This window comes from Streptococcus chenjunshii (assembly GCF_003086355.1).
Lineage (GTDB): Bacteria > Bacillota > Bacilli > Lactobacillales > Streptococcaceae > Streptococcus > Streptococcus chenjunshii.
This window is the reverse complement of record NZ_CP031733.1, coordinates 1,648,344-1,668,784: the sequence shown is the minus strand read 5'-3', so window position 1 is coordinate 1,668,784 and position 20,441 is coordinate 1,648,344. Positions and strand designations below refer to the sequence as shown.

15 protein-coding genes are annotated in these 20,441 nt (G+C 40.8%); 12 read left to right on the top strand and 3 right to left on the bottom strand.

The window, feature by feature from the left end; all coding sequences use genetic code 11:
• Positions 1 to 25: 25 nt before the first annotated feature.
• Positions 26 to 976, bottom strand: a complete 951-nt coding sequence (locus tag DDV21_RS07965) for an IS30 family transposase (protein WP_116879182.1) — start codon at positions 974 to 976, stop codon at positions 26 to 28.
• 707 nt (positions 977 to 1,683) lie between these two features.
• Positions 1,684 to 2,316, bottom strand: a complete 633-nt coding sequence (locus DDV21_RS07960; protein ID WP_116877791.1) for an MBL fold metallo-hydrolase — start codon at positions 2,314 to 2,316, stop codon at positions 1,684 to 1,686.
• 197 nt (positions 2,317 to 2,513) lie between these two features.
• Here DDV21_RS07960 and DDV21_RS07955 point away from each other — a divergent pair, with 197 nt between their 5' ends.
• Positions 2,514 to 3,692 (top strand): ATP-grasp domain-containing protein, encoded by a 1,179-nt coding sequence (locus DDV21_RS07955; protein ID WP_116877790.1) that lies wholly within the window; start codon positions 2,514 to 2,516, stop codon positions 3,690 to 3,692.
• Positions 3,693 to 3,922: 230 nt separating this feature from the next.
• Positions 3,923 to 4,675: an esterase family protein gene (locus DDV21_RS07950; protein WP_116877789.1), complete on the top strand. Its 753-nt coding sequence runs from the start codon at positions 3,923 to 3,925 to the stop codon at positions 4,673 to 4,675.
• Between the two features lie 362 nt (positions 4,676 to 5,037).
• On the opposite strand, the gene DDV21_RS07945 is transcribed toward DDV21_RS07950, so the two are convergent.
• On the bottom strand, positions 5,038 to 5,868 hold the full coding sequence (locus DDV21_RS07945) for an alpha/beta hydrolase (protein ID WP_116877788.1): 831 nt from the start codon (positions 5,866 to 5,868) through the stop codon (positions 5,038 to 5,040).
• 216 nt (positions 5,869 to 6,084) lie between these two features.
• Between DDV21_RS07945 and DDV21_RS07940 the strand changes: the two genes are divergently transcribed.
• From DDV21_RS07940 to pelG, 10 genes are all read left to right on the top strand, one after another.
• A complete protein-coding gene (locus DDV21_RS07940) occupies positions 6,085 to 8,547 on the top strand; it encodes a bifunctional DnaQ family exonuclease/ATP-dependent helicase (RefSeq protein ID WP_116877793.1) in 2,463 nt (820 codons plus the stop codon).
• 30 nt (positions 8,548 to 8,577) lie between these two features.
• Positions 8,578 to 9,042, top strand: coding sequence for a cell wall elongation regulator TseB-like domain-containing protein (locus DDV21_RS07935; RefSeq protein WP_116877787.1), 465 nt, complete (start codon positions 8,578 to 8,580; stop codon positions 9,040 to 9,042).
• Between the two features lie 60 nt (positions 9,043 to 9,102).
• Positions 9,103 to 10,281, top strand: coding sequence for a pyridoxal phosphate-dependent aminotransferase (locus DDV21_RS07930; RefSeq protein WP_116877786.1), 1,179 nt, complete (start codon positions 9,103 to 9,105; stop codon positions 10,279 to 10,281).
• Between the two features lie 20 nt (positions 10,282 to 10,301).
• Positions 10,302 to 11,648 (top strand): asparagine--tRNA ligase, encoded by a 1,347-nt coding sequence (asnS, locus tag DDV21_RS07925; protein ID WP_116877785.1) that lies wholly within the window; start codon positions 10,302 to 10,304, stop codon positions 11,646 to 11,648.
• A gap of 96 nt (positions 11,649 to 11,744) precedes the next feature.
• A complete protein-coding gene (locus tag DDV21_RS07920) occupies positions 11,745 to 12,131 on the top strand; it encodes a RidA family protein (protein WP_116877784.1) in 387 nt (128 codons plus the stop codon).
• A gap of 470 nt (positions 12,132 to 12,601) precedes the next feature.
• Positions 12,602 to 14,449 (top strand): hypothetical protein, encoded by a 1,848-nt coding sequence (locus DDV21_RS07915; protein WP_116877783.1) that lies wholly within the window; start codon positions 12,602 to 12,604, stop codon positions 14,447 to 14,449.
• 5 nt (positions 14,450 to 14,454) lie between these two features.
• Positions 14,455 to 15,342 carry a hypothetical protein gene (locus tag DDV21_RS07910; RefSeq protein ID WP_116877782.1) on the top strand — a complete coding sequence of 296 codons (888 nt, stop codon included), beginning with the start codon at positions 14,455 to 14,457 and terminating at the stop codon, positions 15,340 to 15,342.
• Positions 15,343 to 15,689: 347 nt separating this feature from the next.
• On the top strand, positions 15,690 to 17,522 hold the full coding sequence (locus DDV21_RS07905; RefSeq protein WP_116877781.1) for a DUF2194 domain-containing protein: 1,833 nt from the start codon (positions 15,690 to 15,692) through the stop codon (positions 17,520 to 17,522).
• A 9-nt stretch (positions 17,523 to 17,531) separates the two neighbouring features.
• Positions 17,532 to 18,953: a GT4 family glycosyltransferase PelF gene (gene pelF / locus DDV21_RS07900; RefSeq protein ID WP_116877780.1), complete on the top strand. Its 1,422-nt coding sequence runs from the start codon at positions 17,532 to 17,534 to the stop codon at positions 18,951 to 18,953.
• Complete coding sequence (pelG, locus tag DDV21_RS07895; protein WP_116877779.1) at positions 18,941 to 20,380, top strand: exopolysaccharide Pel transporter PelG; 1,440 nt, start codon at positions 18,941 to 18,943, stop codon at positions 20,378 to 20,380. The genes pelF and pelG overlap by 13 nt, the downstream gene beginning before the upstream one ends.
• The last annotated feature ends 61 nt before the right edge of the window (positions 20,381 to 20,441 follow it).

Here is a 20,441-nt window from a genome sequence, read left to right as displayed (position 1 = left end):
GAAAACGCTAAATTTCAAGTTGAAGTTAGCCACTGAATACAATTTCTCTAGGTGTCTTGTAGTTTAATATTCGTTTGGGATAATTGTTTATCCACCATTCAATCTGAGTGGCCAGTTTTCTGGTCGCTCTTGTTTTTCCCTTGGGTAGGAAACGTCGAATAAGACGGTTGTGATTCTCATTAGAGCCTCTTTCCCAAGAGCAATAAGGGTGAGCATAGTAGATCTTCTCTTCACTAAAAATCTCGCTTAGTCTAGCAAATTCTGCCCCATTATCAGCTGTGATTGACGTGATCTGATATTCCTGTAAAATGCTCGACAAGGCTTCGTTAACGGCTTGTGCTGTCTTACTGGGCAAGTAACGAATGATTTCATACCTGGTTTTTCGATCTGTTAATGTCAGAAAGCAAGGCGCTTTAGCCCGTGTCTGAACAACCGTATCAATCTCATAATGCCCAGCCTCCAGTCGTTGAGTGATCGCTTCAGGCCGCTCCTCAATCGACTTTCCAACAGGCATGAAATTAGGACTGGCTGTTTTCTTAGGGGATTTGCCTTTTCTTGGATACAGCCTATCTGCCTTAGTCAGCCCCAGGTACCCCTTGTCCATCCAGTAGTATATGGTGGATTGTGGGACGTTGACTTTACGTTTTGAAATCATCTCAGGTGACCACTTCAGCTTGATGTAGTGGACAATGGTTTCCTTGACTTTCTTCGTGAGACTAACAGCTTTACGGCTATTTTTTCGATTAATCTCATACACTTCCTGAGCTCTATCCGCCCTATAAAGCTTCTCAAACTTCCCCTTACGCACCTGTTGGAGGACCAGTCCACGTTTCATCTCGTTGTTTATCGTTTGAGGAGCTTTGCCTAAGAGACCTGCAATCTCACGATTAGATTTCCCTTCTTGCTTCCAGCGTTCAATCAAGCGGCGATCAGCTATTGTCAAGTGCTTGCCTGTTGGTGTATAATGGTCTTGCATCTCTATGTCCTTTACTTGTGTTTTCGTCAACTACAAGTGTAACATAGAGGTGTTTTTTTGCATCTAAGTGGCTAACTTCATTTTAGAACTTTCAATTTTGAAGAAAACGTTCTGTATCCCAAAAAACTGCCTGTTCACACAAACAGGTAGTTTTTTATTTTTAAGATACAAAGGCTAGATCGCTAGCCCAGACGGTTTATACTCACAAAGCAGCCACATTCGTACATCAGCTCTTCCTACGACTGCGTCTCTTTTTCCCGCAGTTTAAGACGTGTTCAATTCTAACAAGATTAAAGAACACCAAAGGAAAAAGACGGTAAGCCAGAAATCTATGATTTCGTAGGCGCACCTCTGCCAAGATGACTAGAAGGGTGCGGTCGGCTGCCAAGACGACAAAGCCTTCAGACGTCTACGGCTGACGGTAAGCCAGAAATTTTTGATTTCGTCTGCGCCCCTCTGTCAGGACGACTAGGGAGCGAGACAGAACCAGACTATAACATTCGACGTCTCGCCCCCGCAAAGCCTAGTAGGCATTTTATTTTAAAGCTTTGAAAAAGCGACTAAAATGACGCTAGGCTACTGCGTCTTGTTTACAACACAAGCAATGGTTTGAGAGGCTGGATTTTTGTTTGCTTTCAGACATCTACGGCTGACGATGTCCAATCCAATGTCCGAGCCTATTTCTGCAGCAGATTTGGGCGGTTATTTTATTGAAAGAAAGGATTAAAGTTTTTTTCATGGGCAATGGTGGTATTCATGCCATGGCCGGGATAAACCTTATAATGATTGGGCAGTGTCAGCAGATTTTGACGGATGCTGTCTATAAGAACCTCAAGGCTGCCAGTGGGCAGATCCGTCCGGCCAATAGTCTCCTTAAATAGAGCATCTCCTGTCAGAACCAGTTCATCATCAGGAAAAATAAAGGACACACCTCCTATAGAGTGTCCGGGAGTTTCAGCAACAGTAAAATGAAAACCGGCAATATGGTAAGAAGACTGGTCAAAATAAAAGTCAGCAGGTCTGGCAGTGACATCCTGCATATCACGGTGCCGGTCAAGGCCGGATAAGTTGTCTGTTGGAGACCCCAGCCAGCTTGCTTCTTTCTGCGAAACATAGGTCGGCGGATTGCCGAAACGATCACGCACAAAGTCCAAGCTCATAATATGGTCATAGTGTGTATGGGTCAGTAAAATAGCAGCCAGAGGTTTTCCTAAGGATACAATGCGTTCAGCGATAGCAGTTCCGTTGCTTCCAGGATCAATTAAGATAAGCGCCTGATCATTGCTGAGGATATAGGTGTTTTCACGAGCAACAGTGTTTAATATTTTTAAGACTTCCATACTTATCAGTGTAACAAAAAAAATGTGATTTTAAAATTAAAAAAAGATAGCGCATTTCTGAAATGAGAACCCTACAGGAAAAAGAGATCGGTCCTGTCTCAAAATTATCTGAATTGATATTATTTTCAGAAAACTTACTAGAAAAACATCTTAAATTATGTTAAACTGGAAGAAAAATAAAAAATGAGGTAAATGAAATGACAAAACCAATGAATTTTGTGATGATTTCTCCCCATTTTCCCGCTAATTTTGAGACGTTTGCCCTTCGACTGCATGAAAGTGGTTTTCATACACTTGGAATTGCGGATGCTCCCTATGACGAGTTAAGTCCGGGGCTCAGGGAAAATCTGACCGAATATTACCGCGTTGATAATATGGAAGATTATGATCAGGTCTATCGGGCAGTGGCTTATTTTGCCCATAAATACGGCCGTATTGACCGCATCGAATCACATAATGAATACTGGCTGGAATTAGATGCTGCTTTACGGACAGACTTTAATGTTTTTGGCTATAAAAATGAAGATATGCTGGCCATTAAAACGAAGGCCCAGATGAAAGAAATTTTTCGTCAGCACGGTTTAAAAGTAGCGCGAGGGCAAGTGTTCCGAACTGATGATGAAGCGCGTGCTCTGGCTGCTGAACTTGGTTTTCCTGTCATTATTAAGCCTAATTCCGGTGTGGGTGCTTCAGATACTTATAAGCTGAGGTCACCTGAAGCTTTGGAGGATTTTTTCACCTATAAAAATGCTGATGTTGAATATATCATGGAAGAATACATTGAAGGAGATATTGTAACCTTTGATGGTTTGACCGATCATGATGGGAATATTGTTTTTTATTCCAGTCTGGAATACTCCGAAGCTGTTCTGGCAACTGTGGAGAAAGATCATGACATGTTTTATTATGTCCCGCGCGATATTTCTGATGAACTGATAAAAGCCGGTGAAATTTGTGTTGATGCTTTTAAGGTGAAGGAGCGGTTCTTCCATTTTGAATTTTTCCGTATCAAAGAGAGCAAAGAGCTGATTGCTCTGGAGGTCAACTGCCGGCCGCCGGGAGGACTGACTATCGATATGTGGAATTATGCCAACGATTTCGATATCTTTAGAGAATATGCCAATATTGTGCGTGATAATATTTTTGAAGCAGACATTACCCGGCCTTACAATGTTGTCTATATCTCGCGCAAGGCCAATCAGAATTATGCTAACAGTGTCAACACAGTTGTCGAGAAATTCAGGCCCAATATTATCAGTGTACAGGCCGTACCAGGTATTTTTTCTAAGATAATGGGGGAAGTGGGTATTTTGGCTCGGACTGAAAAGATAGAAGAAATGCGTGACATTATCCAATTTGCACATGCTAAGCAGTAGCATAAAATATCAGCAGAAAAAGGCTGCTGAAAATGATTGACAGCAAAGATGCTGGGAAATTTCTCCCGGCATTTCAATCAATACGTGATTACATTTTGATGCAGTGACTGATGGTGGGAAAAGCTAAAAATCAATTTTTCCTGCCGGATGAACTGTAGGGGATGGCCAGCGGATACCATGCCTTGAGTTTGGTTCCATTCCCAGATAAGGTTAGGGGGAGAAAAGAAAATATGCATTTTGAAAGAAGAAGTCACTGGTCCGGAGAACTCGGCAAGGAAATGTATTTCAATGTTTACGGCCATGCTGGTAAGCCATTCATCGTCTTTCCGTCATCAGGCGGCAGTCAGAATGAATACGGCGATTTTGGAATGATCGAAGCTTGTCAGGATTTCATCGAGCGGGGGCTGATTGTATTTTATACGCCGGAGTCTTATGACAGTGAATCATGGCTGAATTTAGGCAAATCCGGTCATGATATGGCTTTGGCGCATGAAGCTTATGACCGTTATATTGTCAATGAGCTGGTTCCGCTTATCCGCTATGAATCCGGATGGCAGGGAGGATTGGCTGCGACAGGCTGTTCAATGGGAGCTTATCATACAGTTAATTTTGTCCTGCGGCATCCGGATCTTTTTGATCTTTCAATTGCTCTTTCTGGTGTTTACGATGTCCGTTTTTTTACAGGAGAGTACTTTGGTGATAATACGGTTTATTACAATTCTCCCATTGATTACCTTTGGAATCAAGATGATCCTTGGTTTCTCTATCATTACCGCCAAAACCGCTTTATTGTTGCAGTCGGTCAGGGGGCTTGGGAAGAACCTCACATTGCGGACACAAAACGGCTGGAGGAAGCTTTTGCGGCTAAATCTGTCCCTGCCTGGTTTGATTACTGGGGAGGCGATGTTGCCCATGACTGGGATTGGTGGCGCCAGCAGATGCCCTACTTTTTAGGTAAGCTTGAGGCAGAGGGAGGCATTTAAGGTCTTCCTGCAGTTTAGTTTAATTGCTTGACTGTTTAAAAGTATTTTTGGACTTTATTAAAGGCTTAACAGCAATTGACCTGCTGCAGTAAAAAGCCGGAATAAACGCATATCCCCTTAAAGCAGACAGTGAAAGCTACTGATTTTCACTGTCTGCTTTAAGGGGAGTTTTTTTCTGTTAAAGAAGTTTGAAGCCGGGACAAAAAAATTTACTACAGACTTACGGCTTATTTTGAAGCAGATGCTGAGAGCAGAACAGGACAGTAACAGGGGAATTAATTTTCTCTCACCCTGCCATCCCTAAGTTCTGGCTGAAATTATCCATTGAGTGACAGTTCTTAGGCCGTATGGCTCCAACAGAACTAGTCTTTTAGGGTAAACTGCAGGAATTCAACAAAATGTTCCGCCCAGTGCTTTTCATGGTGAATTTCATTAGCCATAATCCGCAGCCTGATATTTTCTAATGGCATTCCTGTTTTGATTAGAGACTGATAGTAGTGAAGACTGCAGTCAATATAAGCCTGATTCATATCTGGTGCAAAAGCTTCATCCACGTCATCTCCCTCTTTCGTGCCAACCTGAATATAGACCTTGCTTTGTTTATTGAGAGCATGGTGATTGCAGTAACGCAGAAAGTCGCGTTCGCTGAACCAAGAAGCCAGTGAAAAAACGCCCAGATTGCCAAAAATCTGGGGATAGGCTGCCCCCATATAAGCGGTGATGATGCCGCCCATAGAGGATCCCGCCAGCAAGGTATTGGCTCTGTCCGGTTTGGTACGGTAATGGTTATCAATAAAAGGCTTAACAACATTGACCACCCATTCTCCATAATCCATACCGTCTCCCCCTACACTGGCAGTCTCCGGAGTTGTCCCGACATCAGTCATCCAGGGAGCATACTCATTGAGCCGATTTTCCTCAGCATTATCAATGCCTACAATAATGAGTTTAGGAAACTCTTTGTGTTTTTTAATCGTCGGAATGATTTTCCAGGAATAACCGGAAAAGGATTCTTTGCTGTAAAAAATATTTTGACCGTCATGCATGTAAAGCACAGGATAAGTCGCCCAGTCTTCCTTTTTATAATCTTTGGGAAGGAGTACCCGAATGCGGCGTTCTTCATCATAATAAGGGACATATAGAAAATGTTCTGCCATTTCAAGATAGTAATTATTCAGCTTTGTCCGTTTCATCATTGCTCCCAAGTATTAAAAATTCTTCCGTTTGAATTTTCATTATAACATAAAGGACAGCAGAAAGAAAAAGCTTTTTACGATCAAGCAAATAATCGTTTTTGCACTCTTTCAATAAAAACTATAAATATTGCCGGCAGTTTTTAGTTGTTTTACCCGCATATAAACGGGTTTGGGCTGATAAAAGTTCTGTTATTGTGGTATAATCTTAATGTTATGACTGATAAAAATTCCAGAAAATATGCTGTTGTTGATTTGGAAGCAACCAGTGGCAGTGCCTCTGCGATGATTATTCAAGTAGGAATTGTGATTATCAAAAACGACCGGATTGTAGAAACCTACCAAACCGATGTGAATCCCCATGAAGCTTTAACTGAACACATTGTTGCTCTTACAGGCATCACTGATGAGCAGCTGGCTCAGGCACCTGATTTTTCTCAAGTTGCAGCGGCTATTTATAATCTGATAAAAGACTGTGTTTTCGTAGCTCATAATGTGAAATTTGATGCTAACCTCCTGGCAGAGCACCTTTTTTTAGAAGGCTTTGATTTGCGCACTCCCAGAGTTGATACGGTAGAGCTGACTCAGGTTTTTTATCCGCATTTTGAAAAATATTCTTTAGTCAGTTTAGCAGCTGAACTCCAGCTTGATTTGTCCGAAGCCCATACAGCTATTGCTGATGCACTGGCGACAGCTCAGCTTTTTTTAAAGCTGAAGAAAAAAATAGAAGGGCTTCCCAAAGAAGCATTAGAGAAGCTCCTGCCTTTAGCGGATAATCTCTTGTTTGAATCTCGAATGCTGCTTGATGAAGCCCTAATAAAGGCGCCTCTTCTTTCTCAAAAAGAATATACTGAGGTAGGTCAGCTTATTTTGAAAAAGAGTCTGCCTCTGCCCAAAAAACGGAAGCTATCACAGGATTTTACAGTGAATCTCGCTTTGCTCGGTTTGGAGGCGCGTGAAAAACAGAAGGCTTTTGCCCAGCTGGTTGAGACAGGATTAAGCGATCAAAGTCCAAGTTTTTTAGAAGCTCAGGCAGGTCTTGGAAAAACCTATGCTTATCTTTTGCCGCTTCTGAGCAAATCCTCTGACAGACAGCTCATCGTTTCTGTGCCGACCAAAGTGCTGCAGGATCAGATTATGGCAAATGAAGTTAAGAAAATTAAGGATGTCTTTCATCTCCCTTGCCATAGTATTAAAGGTCCTAGAAATTATATTAAACTCGATGCTTTTGCAGAAAGCCTTAACCACGAAAGCAGCAATCGGCTGATTAACCGCTATAAAATGCAGATTTTAGTCTGGCTGCTGGAAACCGAGACCGGCGATTTGGACGAAATCAAACAAAAACAGCGTTTTGAAAGTTATTTTGACTCACTTAGACATGATGGTAAGCTAAGAAAACAGTCCCAGTATTTCCCAGTAGATTTTTGGCGCCAAAGCTATGAGAACGCTAAGAGCAGCCAGCTTCTGCTGACCAATCATGCTTATTTTCTGGAACGTGTGCAAGACGATAAAGCCTTTGCTGAAAAGAAAGTTCTTGTTTTTGATGAAGCACAGAAACTTTTGCTGAACCTTGAGCAGTTTTCAAGAAGAAGTCTGAATTTAAGCCAGCTTCTGCCTCTTGTTCAGCATTGGAGCAAAGACAGTCAGCAACTTATAGAAAAGAGACTGCTTGAAAGCCTTTCTTTCCATTTAGACTATATAATGGAACAATTTCATCAGACAAAGGACGGCCATTTAGACTTAACAGCAGTTAATCAGCTGCAGCAAAATCTGTCAGAATTAAATAGAGCTGAATTACAGCCTCTCAAAGAAATGATAACGGGTTCTTTTACAGAATTTTGGCTGTCTTCGGAAATAAACCAAGAAAAGCGTCAAATGTATCTGAATGCTGGTAGGGAAGATTTTTTGAATTTCAAGTCTTTTTTACCTGAACTGAAAAAACTGTACTTTATTTCTGCAACCTTAGATATCAGTCCTAAAGTCAGTTTGCCCGGACTTTTGGGCTTTACAGACGTTGACTTTGCCAGACTTCCTAAAACTAAAAACAGCAGTCAGCGCATTTGGCTTGATCGAACTATGCCGATAATTACTCAGCTGTCTGCGGCAGATTATGCTCAGGAACTTACTGGACGACTCTTTCAGCTCCTGACCCTGAAAAAACCAATTTTAGTTCTTTTTACTTCAATCCAAAGTATGTTAATGGTTTCAGAAGAGTTAGAAAAAGCAGGTATTTTGCATTTGACTCAGGAAAAAAACGGCACAGCTTCCAAGGTAAAACAAAAATTTGAAGCTGGTGACAGCCAATTGCTGTTAGGTACAGGTTCATTTTGGGAGGGTGCTGACTTTGTAGCAGCTGACCGGATGATTGAAGTGATAACGCGCCTGCCTTTCGACAATCCTGAAGACTTTTTTGTTAAAAAGATGAATAAGCGCTTAAAAAAGGAGGGAAAGCATCCTTTTTATGATTACAGTCTTCCTCTGATGATTTTGCGGTTAAAACAAGCTATCGGACGGACCTTGCGCCGAAGCAGCCAGCGTTCCGCGGTTTTGATTATGGACAGCCGTATACTGAATAAAACCTATAGTCCGGTTATTTATCACGCTTTAGATGAGGAATTTTATCTTTCTAATCAAAAATTTGCTGACTGTCTGGCAGAAATAGAAGATTTTTTGATATAATGTTATCAACAGTGTATTTAGGAGGGAGCAATGAAAAAAGTAAAGCTGTTAAAACGGTGTTTATTCGTTCTTGCCTTAATTGGCTTTCTTTTTCTGTTAGCTGCATCTATTGTTTTATTTCTAGCGATGAAACCTAAATACGATGCCCAAAAGTTTGCAGTGCAGACAGCTAAAAAGCAAACCGATCTGGTGCATATTGCCAATTTTCAGCTTTATCACGGCAAGGAAACCTACTACAGTGTATTTGGTACTACAGAATCCGGAAGCGAAGAAGTTGTTGCTGTCTCTAAAAAGGGCAGGAAGATTTATACTTACCGTTTAAACGACGGGATCAGTCAAAGACAGGCACGGCAGATAGCCTATGAAAACGGTGCGAAAAAGATAAAGAAGGTTACTTTTGGGATTTTTGATGATTTTCCGATTTGGGAAATCACCGCAGAAAATGGCTACTATCTTATAAACTTTGAAACAGGTGATTTTTTAAAAAGAAATTAAGCTGTTTTTCTGTCAATGTGTTTAGAAATCAGAAAAAATATTATGATATAAGGAGGCGTTATGAAATTAGCAAGGCGCATATTGGAAATGGAAGAAAGCATCACTTTAGCAGCTGGAGCCAGAGCACAGGCTCTAAAAGCAGAGGGACGCGATATCTTAAGTTTAACCTTGGGAGAACCGGATTTTATAACACCTAAAAACATTCAGCAAGCAGCACAGGCAGCTATTTCAGATGGCCGTGCCAGTTTTTATACACCGGCAGGCGGCCTGCCAGAGTTAAAACAAGCAGTTATTCATTATTTTGAACATTTCTATGGCTACTCAGTCAAATCTAGTCAGATAGTTGTCGGAACCGGAGCCAAGTTTATGCTTTATACTTTCTTCATGACGGTTCTGAATGAAGGAGACGAGGTCATTATTCCAACCCCGTACTGGGTATCTTATGCGGATCAAGTAAAGCTGGCTTCAGGAGTACCAGTCTTTGCTCAGACCAGTGAGGACAATCAGTTTAAAATTACAGTTCCTCAGCTTGAAGCTCTTAAAACAGATAAAACTAAGGTTCTTCTTCTCAACAGTCCTTCTAACCCTACAGGGATGATCTATTCGTCTGATGAGCTTGAAGCCATTGGCAATTGGGCAGTCAACAATGATATCCTGATTTTAGCCGATGATATCTACGGCCATTTGGTCTATAACGGGAATCACTTTACCCCCATTTCTGCTATTTCAGAAAAAATTAGAGCACAAACTGTCGTCATTAACGGCGTATCCAAAACCTACGCTATGACCGGATGGCGGGTCGGCTTTGCTGTTGGCAGTGAAGAGATTGTCTCCTCTATGGCAAAGATTGTCAGCCAGACCACTTCCAATCTAACAGCTGCATCGCAGTATGCTGCTATTGAAGCTTTGACAGGTCCTCAGGATTCAGTTGAAACGATGCGTCAGGCTTTTGAAGAAAGATTAAACACGATTTATCCTTTACTTAAACAAGTTCCTGGCTTTGAAGTCATTAAACCTCAAGGAGCCTTTTATCTGTTTCCTAATGTGAAAAAAGCAATGATTTTAAAGGGTTATGACGATGTTACTGCTTTTACTGATGCTATTTTAGAGGAGGCAGATGTTGCTTTAGTAACGGGAGCTGGTTTTGGCGCGCCGGAAAATATACGTTTCAGTTATGCAGCAAATCTGTCAACACTGGAAGAAGCAGTCCGCCGCCTTAAAATTTTCATGGAAAAATAAAGAAATTAGGAAGAGAAAATATGCCGAAAAATTATGTTTCAATTGCTGATGTTAAAGACTATGTCGGTCAGGAAGTTACTATTGGTGCTTGGGTTGCCAATAAATCAGGTAAAGGGAAAATTGCCTTTTTGCAGCTGCGTGACGGAACAGCCTTTTTTCAAGCAGTAGCTTTTAAGCCTAATTTTATTGAAAAATTTGGTGAAGAAATGGGCGAAGAAAAGTTTAGTACTATCCGGCATCTCAATCAGGAAACAGCAATTCTTATTAAGGGAGTTGTAAAAAAAGATGAGCGCTCTAAATTTGGTTATGAGCTCGATGTGACCGACCTTGAGATAGTGGGTGACAGCAAGGATTATCCCATCACCCCTAAAGAGCACGGGACGGACTTTTTAATGGATCATCGTCACTTGTGGCTGCGGTCGCGCAAACAGGCAGCTATCATGCAGATTCGGAATGCTATTATTTATACTACATACGAATTTTTTGACCAAAATGGTTTTATTAAGTTTGACAGCCCGATTTTATCTGGCAATGCTGCCGAAAATACAACTGAGCTGTTTGAAACTGATTATTTTGGGACATCTGCTTTTCTCAGTCAGTCCGGTCAGCTTTATTTAGAGGCCGGTGCTATGGCACTTGGACGTGTATTTGATTTTGGCCCGGTTTTTCGTGCTGAAAAATCGAAAACCCGCCGGCACCTAACAGAGTTTTGGATGATGGATGCAGAATATGCTTTCCTGAATCACGAAGAATCCCTTGATTTGCAAGAAGCATATGTCAAAGCTTTGATTCAAGGAGTTTTAGACCGTGCTCCGCAGGCTTTAGAAACCTTAGAGCGTGATACTGATTTGCTTCGAAGATATATAACTGAACCTTTTAAACGTATTTCTTATGATGATGCAATCGATTTGCTTCAGGAACATGAGGCTGATCAAGATACAGGCTATGAACATCTGGAACATGGGGATGATTTTGGATCGCCGCATGAAACTTGGATCTCCAACTATTTTGGTGTTCCGACTTTTGTAACCAATTATCCGGCAGATATTAAAGCCTTTTACATGAAACCAGTCCCTAATGAAGAAAGCCGTGTTCTTTGCGCCGATCTTCTGGCTCCTGAAGGCTACGGCGAGATAATCGGCGGTTCGGAACGTGAAACAGACTATGATAAGCTGTTAGAGCAAATCAAGAAAAACGGCCTTGAACCAGAAGATTATGATTTTTACCTTGACCTTCGCAAGTACGGTTCTGTACCGCACTGTGGGTTTGGGCTTGGCCTTGAACGGATGGTAACTTTTGTAGCAGGTACTAAACATATCCGGGAAGCGATTCCTTTTCCGCGTATGCTTCATCGGTTAAAACCATAACCTTGGTATTGATAAGAAGACTGTATTTGGTATTCTGCTGACTCAGGGCCGTATGAATTTGAAACGGCCTTTGTATCTAAATGTGAGGAGGAGACTATGGGAAAAATAATTCATACGGATAAGGCACCGAAAGCTATCGGTCCTTATGTACAAGGGAAAATAGCCGGGAATTTCCTTTTTGCTTCCGGACAGGTTCCTCTGTCTCCGGAAACAGGTGAAATTATCGGCAGCAGTATTGAGGAGCAGACTCAGCAAGTTTTAAAAAATATTGCTGCTATTTTAAAAGAAGCGGGGACAGATTTTGAACATGTCGTAAAAACCACTTGTTTTTTAAGTGATATGAATGACTTTAATGCGTTTAACCAGGTTTATGCAGAGGCGTTTAAGGCTGACTTTCCGTCTCGTTCAGCAGTCGAAGTAGCGCGTCTGCCCAAGGATGTTAAAATTGAAATTGAAGTAATCGCTTATGTTGGTGAGTTTTAAGAGGCAGAGACTATAAAAAATTCCGCTAAAAAATTTCAGATTGGAGAGGTGAACATTTTTCGTTTGTCTGCTTCAGTCTTTTTTATTTTGCTCAATCTTCTTCGAAATGTAAGATAGCAGGTTTAATTCAGCAAGCTGTTTTGATCTTTACTGACTATCAGCTGAGTTTAAAACAATTCTTAATTAATCGCTGAAAATTGCTTAATTTCAGCCGTTTACCGCACAATAAAACGGTCTTTGCTTTTTCTTGCTATATAATTTGAAAAAACAAATATTTTGAAGAATACGATAATATTTGAAAATATTACAAAAAGGAGTTAAAATAGAAACGGTGTAAACATGAAATGTAATAATCCGAATGATATTGTAATTTTTACAATAAATAATTAAATAGAACATAGGAAGCAATAAAAGGCTTTAGGCCAGTATTCCTATTTAGCTGCTGTGTTCTAATCAAAGGAGAGGTTAACTTGAAAACACTATTAATCGGCAATACCAAAAATGTTACAAAATCTTTCATCAAGAAAGCTTTTCCGAAAAATCGGGTCTTGATCTTAGGAGAAACGGATTTAAAAACATCAAGGTGGGATGAAATTACAGTCTTTTCAGATTATGTCAAAGAGAATCTTATTGAAGAAGTTTTTGAATCCTATGAGTTTGATCAAATTGTCTATTTTTCAAATTCTTTATCGTTTCAGAATGAAAAAATCGGTGAGCTTGAGAGACTGCAGTCTGTCCTTAATCATACACAGAATCAGGAGTATCTGAAATTTATCTACTATACAGGTCCGGAGCTTTCCAGCTATAAACAGGTACTAGATAGGACTGCTGAACAGTTATGTTTGAATTGGGAGAAAAGCGCTGGTTCGGGAATTAAAATATTACACAGCCCTTACCTTTATTCCAAGCAGTCAGCTAATGTTTTGGCCGATCTTTTAGAAAATGCCGGAAATCAAGAAATCAAAGGTTTTTCCGAAAATCCTCAGGAAATGGCTAATTTCGTCAACATAGAAGAACTGGCAGAGCTCTTTTATAAGATTTTAGACAGCTGGGATACTAACAGTGAGCTATTTTCAATTAATAATCCTTATAAAATTACTCTTCAGCAAGTTGCAGATAGTTTGAATCAACTGGCAGGAAGAGACATTGTAGCGTTCAAAAAAACTCAGCGTAGGGAGCGCACCTATTCTGAGAAAGCAGATAATATCCTCAAAGAACGTTACGGCTGGCAGATGAGATCATCGATTCTTGATGACCTGCCTGAACTTTATCGGCATGCTGCTCAGCGGGCAAAAAACGATCAAAAGCGCCGGCGCTTAAGTGAGATTTTACGGAGAATCCGTTCCCAAGGACAGATTCAAAAATTGGGGGAAGTCGGTATACTCTTTCTTTTATCCGAGATTCTTTATTCTTATACAAGTGCTAATCTTCAATTTCGGCTTGTGGATATTCGTTTGCTTTTTGTAGTGCTTATCAGTACAGTATTTGGAACTTATTTCGGCTTATTTGCTGCAGCGCTTTCGGCTCTGGCTCTCCTCTTTTCCAGTGTTGCTTCAGGGACTGACTGGCGGATAATTCTTTATAACACAGAGCAGTGGGTACCTTTTATCGCCTATCTGTTTGTTGCAGCAGTCTGCGGTTTTGTACAAGCTAAAAACCAAGATGAGAATCGTTCGCTGCAAAAGGAAAATACTGTTTTAAAAGAACAAAATACTTTTGTGCAGAATGTCTATGCTAACATTATCCGAGATAAACAAAAGCTGAAATATCAGATTATCAGCAGCCGAAATGGAACAGCTAAATTATTCCATGTCTTTAAACAGCTGGACAATCAAGCATATGATGATATTCTGCGCAATAGCACAGCTATTTTAGGAGAATGGCTGGAAACAGATGATGTTCGTATCTACACCTTCCGCAACAGTGTTTTTACAGCGCGCTTGCAGGCATCCGCCAAAGAAATCCCAGTTGATCAGCAGACTGTGGAATTAATGAATTTCCCCAAAGCAATTCGGCAGATTAATAAGGGTGAAATCTGGGTGAATAAGTCGCTGTTGGAACAATATCCTACCTATGCTGTCGGAGTCAGAATAGCAGGGAAACTGCAGCACTTGCTTTGGGTTTCTGATGTGAATTACTCGCAGCTGAGTCAGCAGCAAATTAACCATTTTCAGATGATTAGCCAGATGATTGGTTCTGCTTTGGAAAAAGCTTACTATCAGGAAGCTGCTCGAAGGAGTGCTGATGAAGGACATTCTTCCTTTGATACTGCAAATGGTGATAGTGTTATTCATATTGAAGACAGAAGGGTTGATTAAATATTATGGAAATAAGGTTTGATTTACTGATACTCGGATTTCATCTGCTCTTTTGTTTAATCACCTATCTATTTATTCGAAAAAAAGTTGCTATTCCAGCTTATTATTTGCTTTTTTCCTGCGGCCTGCCTGTAATCGGGTCTTTGATGCTTTGGATTACTGTAGGTACACGGCAGTCTGATTCTGATAAGCTTGATATTATCGAAGAGGCTTCTGAAGAAAAAACAGCTGATAACAGAGATATTATCCCAAATGATGAGAAAGAAAATAACAATCTCATTTCTTTAGAAGAAGCTCTTCTTTTGAAAAATTCTGATGTAGCCAGAGATATTTTATTGGATATTATTGGCGAAAATCCGGAAGATTTTTTGGATCTGTTTTACTTGGCCAGGCTCAATGAGGATGCCGAAGTCGTTCACTATGCTACGACTGTTATTGCAGAATTGTCAAGGCAGTATGATTTAAAAATCAACCAGCTGGAAAAAACTTATGCTAAAAATCCGGATAATCTGGAGGTTTTGACAAAATACTGCACTGTGCTGGAAAATTATTTAAACAATGAGTTTGTAACAGGGCAGATGGCACAAGCACGGCGTGAGGAATTGGTAGAACTGCTGGAGAAAAAAATTCAGCTTAAGGAAAATCTGGCTGATTTTGCCAGTCTGGCTGACAATCTTCTGATTTTGAAACAATATAAACCTGCTCAGACCTGTATAGATTATATGATGCGGAAATGGCCTGAAGATGAAAACCCTTGGTTGCTTCAATTACGGCTTTTTCTGGATATGCGGCAAGGTCACAATGCAGCTGTTTTAGCTAGGAAGATGAAAGAAGAAAGCATCTATATTTCTGCAGATAATAGAGCGCTTGTTGACTTTTGGCAGACTGTTTAACTAAACGCTGCGGGAAAAAGATAGACTTTCCTTGAGTTTTTAATGACTCAGCGGTCAGTCTCCTATTTTCCTTTTGCGTTTTTAACGGCCTTTGTGTCTTGTTTAATTGAACACGCCCTAAAATCCTAGTGAAAAAGATGGCTGTCATCGCGATGCTTAGGCATCACTTGCCATCCCCTATTTTCATACGGATTTTTAAACGGGCTTTGTATCTTGTCGGAATTGAACACGCCCTAAGAGCTATGCAAAAAAGACAGTCTGTCCTAGAGCCTTGCGGCTCTTCGTCCAGCCTCCTATTTTTGCTTTGCTCTTTAACGGCCTTTGTGTCTTGTTTTAGGAGTGAAAAAGTGAAAAAGAAAAGAAAGAAAATTTTCCGCAAGGAAGCTGTTTTTGTACTGATTGTTTTTTTAGCTATCACAAGTTTTCTTTTCATACAAAAACGCGGAGAAATTTATAAAGTTGATTCTCAAAAGAAAACCTACCTTAAAGGAGATGTCCCTACTAGTAATGAGGTTTTTGCGACATTAAGCAAGGACACCTTGGTTTTGGTAGACTCAGCGGATCCTTCCAGTCTGGAAGCTAAGGAGCAGTTTGAGCAGATTTTAAAAGATATGAGGATGGGCTATCAGACTGTCGATGTCGCAGCGGAAACGATTCCAGAATTTTCGGCCTATCAAAAAGTGGTCATCTTACTGTCTGCACTTGATTTGATGCAAGAGCGCACTCCGGATTTGATGGCCTGGGTAGCTGACGGCGGAAATGTCTTATTTGGAATGACCTTATTTCAGGAAGAAATTCTAAAAGGGATTGATCAAGACTTGGGAGTGCTTGATTCAAATCCTAATAATGCAGTTGTCAGCAGTATTTTTATTGATGATACATTTATGATCGGCGGCGGTAAAGCTTATAAAATTGATGAGCCATTTGATGCTGCCAGAACAGTGTCTCTTTCTGATGACAGCAAGGTTTATGCTTGGATAGATGATAACAGCAAGAATCCGCTGGTCTGGGAGAAAGATTATGGATCAGGTCATTTTGTTATTGATAATCTGGGTTTTTATGACAGATCGGTTCGCGGAATACATGCCGCATCATACAGTCTGTTAACAGATACAGCAGTTTATCCTGTTATTGATGGGGCAACTTATTATCTGGATGATTTTCCGGCTCCAGTTCCGGCAGGGAATGCCAGTTTTATTAAGCGTGACTATAACATGTCTGTTTCAGATTTCTATACCAATGTCTGGTGGCCTGACTTATTAAAATTACATGATAAATATGGGATTAAATATACCGGTCTGGTCATTGAAAATTATGAAGATGATACTTCTGGGAAGATTAAGCGGCAGGAAGACACGGAACGGTTCAATTATTTTGGAAGTTCCATTTTGGCTAATGACGGTGAAATCGGCTATCATGGCTATAATCATCAGCCTTTTAGTTTAGATAATGTAGACTATGGGGATGTTTATCCTAATTATAAAACGTGGGCCAGCACGGAGGCCATGGCGGCTTCTATGACAGAACTGGATCGTTTTATCAAGGATCTGTTTCCTGATATTGAAACATCCGTTTATGTTCCGCCTTCTAATGTTCTTTCTGCTGAGGGCCGGCAGATGTTGGTCAGCCAGTTCCCGCAAGTTAAAAGTATTGCCAGCAATTATTTCTCTGAAGACTTTGCCTACAGTCAGGAATTTGAAATAGCTGATGACGGAATGATTGAGCAGCCGCGTACGGTATCAGGAACGATTTGGGATGACTATGCTAAGCTGACTGCTTTTTCTGAATTAAACATGCACTTTGTCAATAATCACTTTATGCATCCCGATGATGCTTTGGATGAGGATCGGGGAGCAGCCAACGGCTGGGCAAAGATGTTTGAGAGCTTTGAAAAAGATATCGTTTGGATAGAAGAGTCTGCTCCCGACTTACGGAAACTGACTGGTTCTGAGTTAGCAGGAGCTGTTCAGCGTTATGCTATTTTAACCGTTCAGCAAAGTCAGAATGAAAACGGTCTGAATATTAATCTGGGGAATTTCCATGATGAAGCTTACCTGATGGTTAGGCTCAATAATGAAGCTAAACCCGGCAATGTTTCGGGAGGCAGTCTGACCCATCTGACGGGCAACCTCTACCTCCTGCAGGCAAAAGAGGCACAAGTAACAATTGAAATGAAATAGGAAATAATTATGAGAATTTGTTTGGTTTTAGAGGGCTCATACCCCTATGTCCATGGAGGGGTCTCAACATGGGCCCACCAGTATATCACTGAAATGAAAGAGCATGAATTTGTTATCTGGGCTATCGGGGCCAAAGAGAAAAACCGCGGCAGCTTTGTTTACACACTTCCCGAAAACGTGGTAGAAGTTCATGAAGTCTTTTTAGATGATTTAGAGGTATCCAAGAAAAGAATGCCGAGACGGGGAAGCAAACACTTAACAAAAAAAGAGTTTCAGGCATTGTCTCAGCTTGTATCCTGTGAACGTCCCCATTGGCCGACCATTTTTGCACTGTTTCAGTTAGGGAAATTAAATCCTACCGCTTTCTTAGAAAGTGAAGCTTTTTTGCAAATCGTCAGAGAAATCTGTTCAGAAAAATATCCGTTTATCCCTCTGTCAGATGTTTTTCATACCATGCGTTCAATGATGCTGCCTTTGCTTTGCCTTTTGACCAAAGAGACTCCAAAAGCCGATCTGTATCACGCTATTTCAACGGGATACGGCGGTGTTTTGGCCGCATTAGGCAGCTATATTCATCAAAAGCCTCTCCTCTTAACAGAACATGGTATCTATACCCGGGAAAGGGAGGAGGAAATTATTCGGGCTGACTGGGTTCTGCCTTCCATGAAAAAACAGTGGACAGATTTCTTCTATATGCTGTCAGATGTTATTTATTCGCGGGCTGACCGTGTTACCAGTCTCTTTACCAAAGCCAGAGAGACACAGATTGAAATTGGCTGTGAACCGGATAAATGTCAGGTGATTTCTAATGGCATTGATTATGCCAGTTTTTCTCAAATTGCTAGGAAAAAGGCCGATGGCTGGATTGATATTGGTGCGGTTGTCCGCTTAGCAGCGATTAAAGACATTAAAACATTAATTTACGCCTTTTATGAAGTTTCTTCACGGCTTCCGAATGTTCGTTTACATATTATGGGAGGGGTGGATGATCGCGCATATGCCAACGAGTGCTATGCTTTGGCAGATAAGCTGAAATTGGACAATCTTATCTTTACCGGTCGGGTTGATATTAAGGCTTATATGGAAAAACTAGACTTTACAGTTTTAACAAGTATATCGGAGGGACAGCCTTTATCTGTCTTGGAATCTATGGCTTCAGGGCGTCCCTGCGTTACAACTGATGTGGGCTGCTGCCGCGAACTGCTTGAAGGAAAGCCGGAGGACAGTCTGGGTGTAGCAGGCTACTGTGTGCCGCCGACTTACCGCGAAGGTCTGGCCGAAGCCATAATCAAAATGAGTAAGCATTCTATTGCCAGAACACAGATGGGCGCTATTGCCCAGAAACGGGCTGAACGTTATTATCAATATCCGCAGATGATTCAGCAATATCGACAATTATATAAGGAGTATGGACAAACATGGCAGGTATAGGCTTTGAACTAAGGAAAATTCATAATCAGGCAGGACTGTTAGCAAAACAAAAGGCCTACAGCTATGCCGGCATCATCTATGGCGGACCGGTTATACTGGGGATACTGCTTAATACTGCTGTTGTTGTTTTGAGCCTGTCTGGGAAAATGGACAGCAGTCAGCGTGACAGCATAATGGTTTTAATTTCTTATGCGATTTTGGCTTCCTTAGCAGTCTCTAGTCTTTTTTCCTTTATTGTGACACGCTATGTTTCTGATATGCTTTATGAGCGTAAAACAGATCGTATTCTGCCTTCCTTTTATGCCTCCAGCGCCTGTGTCTTGCTCTTAGGGGAGATTCTGTATGGAACATTTTTGCTGTTTTCAGGCATTTCATCATTGGACATGTTTATTTCTCTGCTATTGTTTGGAGAGCTTACGGTCATTTGGAATGCTATGAATTATTTAACAGTTGTTAAAGATTACCGAAGTATTATTCTGGGATTTTCAGCTGCCGTTCTGACGACTCTTTTCTGCGGATTTTTAAGCATTTCATATGCTGTGCCATCAGGACTGCTTTTAAGTGTAGCTTTAGCTTACGGTCTCATGCTTTTGTGGTTTGTTTGGCTTTTAAATCGTTATTTTCCTCATAATCATCAGCGGTCTTTTGAATTTTTGCAATGGTTTGACTCCTTTTTTGATTTATTCAAAGTTGGTGTTTATCTGTTTATCGGGCTTTTTGCCCATATCGTCATCATTTGGTTCAGCCCCTTGGGCAAAGAAATGGCAGGCCTCTTTCGCAGTGCTCCGTCTTATGATATTCCAGCCATGTTTGCTTTCTTGACTACTTTAGTATCAACTGTAAATTTTGTGATATCGGTGGAGGTCTTCTTTTATCCGAAATTCAAAACCTACTACCAGCTGTATAATGAAGGAGGCAATCTTTTAGAAATTGAAGAAAGTGAAGTAGAAATGCTGGAAGTCCTTAATAATGAATTAAAATATTTGGGCTGGAAACAATTGCTGGCTACCATATTGATTATGTTTGCAGGAACCCTTCTTTTGGATTATCTGCCCTTAGGTTTTAACGGACAAATGCGGGGCTACTTCCAAACTCTTTGCTTGGCTTACGGCCTCTATGCTGTCGGGAATGCTTATTTGATGGCACTGCTGTATTTCGCTGACTACAAAGGAGCAAAGAACTGCGCCGGACTTTTTGCAGCAGCCAGCCTTTCTTTAACCATTCTTTCACAGTTTTTTGGCAAGCCTTTTTACGGTTTTGGTTTTCTTGCAGCAGGAGCACTTCTGTTTATCTTTGCTTCTGCTAGATTAAACGCCTATACGGAAGATTTGCCTTACCATGTATTAGGAAGCCAGCCCCTGTATCACTCTAAACAAAACGGCCTCTTTACCTACTTGGCTAAACGGTTAGGGAAAGTCAGAAACTAAATAGTTTTTAACTGTAAAGACTTGTTTGAAAAGAATTAATCTAGTATAATGACAAAAAGAA

Coding starts and splice junctions, on each gene's coding strand:
- pelG (WP_116877779.1), top strand. CDS start 18,941: ATGGCAGGTATAGGCTTTGAACTAAGGAAAATTCATAATCAGGCAGGA.
- DDV21_RS07910 (WP_116877782.1), top strand. CDS start 14,455: ATGGAAATAAGGTTTGATTTACTGATACTCGGATTTCATCTGCTCTTT.
- DDV21_RS07940 (WP_116877793.1), top strand. CDS start 6,085: ATGACTGATAAAAATTCCAGAAAATATGCTGTTGTTGATTTGGAAGCA.
- pelF (WP_116877780.1), top strand. CDS start 17,532: ATGAGAATTTGTTTGGTTTTAGAGGGCTCATACCCCTATGTCCATGGA.
- DDV21_RS07965 (WP_116879182.1), bottom strand. CDS start 976: ATGCAAGACCATTATACACCAACAGGCAAGCACTTGACAATAGCTGAT.
- asnS (WP_116877785.1), top strand. CDS start 10,302: ATGCCGAAAAATTATGTTTCAATTGCTGATGTTAAAGACTATGTCGGT.
- DDV21_RS07955 (WP_116877790.1), top strand. CDS start 2,514: ATGACAAAACCAATGAATTTTGTGATGATTTCTCCCCATTTTCCCGCT.
- DDV21_RS07950 (WP_116877789.1), top strand. CDS start 3,923: ATGCATTTTGAAAGAAGAAGTCACTGGTCCGGAGAACTCGGCAAGGAA.
- DDV21_RS07930 (WP_116877786.1), top strand. CDS start 9,103: ATGAAATTAGCAAGGCGCATATTGGAAATGGAAGAAAGCATCACTTTA.
- DDV21_RS07945 (WP_116877788.1), bottom strand. CDS start 5,868: ATGAAACGGACAAAGCTGAATAATTACTATCTTGAAATGGCAGAACAT.
- DDV21_RS07935 (WP_116877787.1), top strand. CDS start 8,578: ATGAAAAAAGTAAAGCTGTTAAAACGGTGTTTATTCGTTCTTGCCTTA.
- DDV21_RS07920 (WP_116877784.1), top strand. CDS start 11,745: ATGGGAAAAATAATTCATACGGATAAGGCACCGAAAGCTATCGGTCCT.
- DDV21_RS07960 (WP_116877791.1), bottom strand. CDS start 2,316: ATGGAAGTCTTAAAAATATTAAACACTGTTGCTCGTGAAAACACCTAT.